Below are 3,489 nucleotides of genomic sequence, written 5' to 3'. Positions count from 1 at the left end.
CGGTCTTCGAGAAGGCGCGGAGCCCGTTGACCAGACACCGCTTGAACTCCGATTTGCCCGTCGCGGTGGGGCCGTCGATCCAGACTATCGTCTCGTCGTTCCCCCGCCCGGCGGCGGCCGCGCGGAGGTCGTCGACGAACGCGTTGAGCGCGCGGGTGTTGCCCAACACCGCGTGTTCGCCGTCGTTCGCCGGGTCGTCGAAGAAGCGGTAGCGGTCGAGCGTCTCGCCGCGCTCGCGGACCTCCCGCGTGCCGTACGCTTCGACGGCCGCGAGGAGATACCCCGCGCCGGAGGCGGCCGCGGTCGGGCGTTCCAACACGCGGTCGACGTACGATTCGAGGCTCATCGGCGGGTCGTACGCCCCGCGGAGGGTCTCGTCGGCCGCGGCGACGAACGCCTCTCCGTCGGATCGGATGCGGTCGCTCATCTCAGTCCCCGCCGTCCTCGATCTCCGAGCGCGCGACCGCCGCGCCCGCGTACTCCAACACCTCCGCCGCGCCGTCCTCGGAGTAACCGCGGTCGACTAAGGCCGAAACCCACGCGCTCCGGTCCTCGTCGTCGAGGTCGGTCGCGGACACCAGCGCGGAGAAGTTGATGTTGTGTTTCTTGTCCTCCCAGAGCTTCCGTTCGAGGGCGCGGCGGAGCCGGTCGTTCTCCTGCGGGTCGAAGCCGCGCCCCTCGCGGGCGCGCCGGGAGACCCAGTTCGACACCTCCTGTCTGAAGTCGTCCTTGCGGTCGGAGGGGACGTCGAGCTGTTCCTCCACCGCGCGCAGGAACGTCTCGTCCGGCTCGCTCTCCCGCCCCGTCAGCTCGTCGTCGACGGTGTCGTCGTCGATGTACGCCATCACGTGGTCCATGTACTTCTCGCCCTGTCGGCGAAGCTCGTCGACGTCGTACGCCAGCGCGTGGCGCACGTCCTCGATGGCGCGCTCGCGGTACTCCTCGCGGACCCGGTCGAGCAGGCGCTCGTACCGGTCGAGGTCGTCGGCCGCGATCGAGCCGTGGCCGCCGAGGTTCGCCTCGAAGTGGTCGAAGACGGACAGCGGCGAGAGGTACCCCCGGTCGCGGTGGGTGGCGTCCATGATCGCCTCGGCGATCTCGTCGCCGACGAACCGCGCCGAGATCCCGTCCATCCCCTCGCCGATGTCGGCGGACTCGGCGGCGTCCTCCCGGAGCTTCCGCCGGTCGATCTCCTCGTCTTCCAGCTCGCCGTTGTACGCCTTCGCCTTCTCTAAGAGCGTCACCGTCTCGTCGGTCGGTTCTTCGAGGCGGGTGAGAACGCCGAAGAGGCCGGCCATCTCTAGGGCGTGCGGCTCGACGTGGACGTTGGGCACGTCGGCGTTGGCGAGCATCTTCTCGTAGATCTTCGCCTCCGACTCGTACTCCAACACGTACGGGTAGTCGATCCGCTTCGTGCGGTCGTTGAACGCCTCCATCTTCTCGTCGCCGGTCTTCTCGCGGTACTCCGGCATGTTCGTCCGCCCGACGATCACCTGGTCGATGTCGATCCGGGGGTTGTTCTTCGGCTTGATCGTCGACTCCTGTGAGGCGTGGAGGAAGTCGTAGAGGAACTCCCGCTGGAGCTTGAGAAGCTCCTCGCCGGAGAACAGCCCGCGGTTAGCGTTACAGAACGCGCCGGCGTAATCGAACGCGCGCGGGTCGGACTCGCCGTAGACGGCGAGTTTCGCGTAGTTGACGTCGCCGGTCAGCTCCGTCTCGTCTTGGTTCTTCTTGTCCTTCGGTTCGAACGTCTCGATACACTCCCGGCGGTTCTCGTCGGCGACGAGCCGGACGACCTCGACGTGTTCGTCGAGCACGCGTTCGAGGTCGTCGTCGTACTGTGCGAGCAGTTCGTTCAGGTAGAACTCCGAGGCCGGGTCGGGGTGCTGGTCGTTCCGCAGCGTGTACGGCGCGTCGAGCCGCTCGTTGAGGTCGTCGACGACGGCCTGTCGCTGCGCCTTCGGGAGGAGCACGAGCGGATCTTGGCTCATCGGCGAGCGGACCGTGTCGTCGTCCGGGTCCTGGTCGTCGATCACCGAACAGAGGTCGACCCAGCGGAAGGTGTACATCCGGCCGTCGTCCTCGCGGGTGTACGCCTCGAAGTAGCGGCGCACGAGGTAATCGAAGTGCGACTTCCCGGAGCCGACCGGCCCGAGCAGGAGCTTGATCCGCTTTTCGGGACCGAGCCCGCGCGCGCCGGACTTCACCTTGTTGACGAACTCGTGGATCGCTTCGTGGACCTCGCGGCCGTAGAAGACGTTCTCGCCGTCGTGGAGCGGGTCCTCGGCGGCGAGGGCGTACTCGACGACGCCGCGTTCCTCGTCGTAGTGGGTCCCGTAGTAGTCGAACATGTCCGCGACGCGCTGGTGGGCGTTCCGGGCGATCCGCGGGTCGTCGTACAGCGCGTCGAGGTACCAGTCGAACGATCGCGCCGCTCTGAGGTCGTCCGGGACCTCCGTCCGGTACTCCTCGCTGAGCCGTTCGAGCGTGTGTCGTTCCGCGGTGGTGTCTGCCATCGTATCACGTTCGCTCGGAGTGGGCGGCGTTGCCGGCGTTCGACGCGGCCGACGGAGCCGTCGCTCTCCGTGCGCGTGTCAACGTCTCGTCGAGCCGCGAGCAGCGCGTCGTCGGCGTGCGTTTCGGTGCCGGTTGTCGCTTCGCCCGTATCCGAGGCTATATATGTGAGAGGGATTGGCACGGATAAGTATGTCGGCAGTTGACATCCAACATGACCCGATCGCCGCCGTCGCCGTCGCCGAATCCGCCCCGGTCGGTGACGGTCCGTCGGCCGGGTTTATCGGAGGTTCGTGAGATCGACGGCGGGGGTGACCGCGAGACCGACCCGAACGGCTCGCGCGCGTCGCCCGGAAGATACGGCTCGCGCGCGCCGCTCTGCGACGCGTCCTCTGACCGGGCGGCAGTTCGCGAGAGGGATCGACCGGGAGGGCCGTCGCTCGGACGGACAGCCGTTCTGGAACCGGAATCATCGGCCCCGGGGCCCACCCTTTTGCGGCCCGCCGACGCAGTACGCGTGTGACGTTCAGCATCTGCGTTCGCGAGCGGTACACCGACGAGGACGGCGACGACCAGACCCGGTTCGGCGTGGCGGTGACCACCCGACTGCCGGGCGTGGGCACGCTCTGCCCGTTCGCGTCGTCCGACGGGGCGGTGGCGACCCAGTCGCTCGTCAACGTCGAACTGGGGCGGAAGGGGATCGAGTATCTGGATGACGGGCTCGCGGTCGACGACGCCTTACGGGCCCTCCTGAACGCCGACGAGGGGAGCGCCGAGCGCCAGCTCCACGGCGTCGACGCCGACGGGACGTTCGCGTTCTCCGGCGACGAGTGTAACGACTGGTACGGCCATCTGGAGGGGCAAAACTACACCGTTGCGGGCAACCTCCTCACCGGCGAAGACGTGATCGAGGACGTCGCGGCCGCCTACGAGTCCGACGCGCACGGCGACGCGCCGCTCGCCGAGTGGCTGATC

2 protein-coding genes and 1 pseudogene are annotated in these 3,489 nt (G+C 68.0%); 1 reads left to right on the top strand and 2 read right to left on the bottom strand.

The genetic code is table 11. From position 1 onward, the window contains the following. Positions 1-427 (bottom strand): annotated as a pseudogene (locus tag BN903_RS09655) (kinase anchor protein); the annotation flags it as partial. A 1-nt stretch (position 428) separates the two neighbouring features. After that, positions 429-2,516, bottom strand: coding sequence for a PrkA family serine protein kinase (locus BN903_RS09650; RefSeq protein ID WP_048077538.1), 2,088 nt, complete (start codon positions 2,514-2,516; stop codon positions 429-431). Between the two features lie 517 nt (positions 2,517-3,033). Here BN903_RS09650 and BN903_RS09645 point away from each other — a divergent pair. Next, positions 3,034-3,489, top strand: a 456-nt coding sequence (locus BN903_RS09645; protein WP_048077537.1) for a DUF1028 domain-containing protein, incomplete at its 3' end; no start/stop codon positions are given.

The sequence above is a fragment of the Halorubrum sp. AJ67 genome, assembly GCF_000513435.1.
This window is presented reverse-complemented; position numbering and strand designations above follow the sequence as displayed.

Coding starts and splice junctions, on each gene's coding strand:
- BN903_RS09650 (WP_048077538.1), bottom strand. CDS start 2,516: ATGGCAGACACCACCGCGGAACGACACACGCTCGAACGGCTCAGCGAG.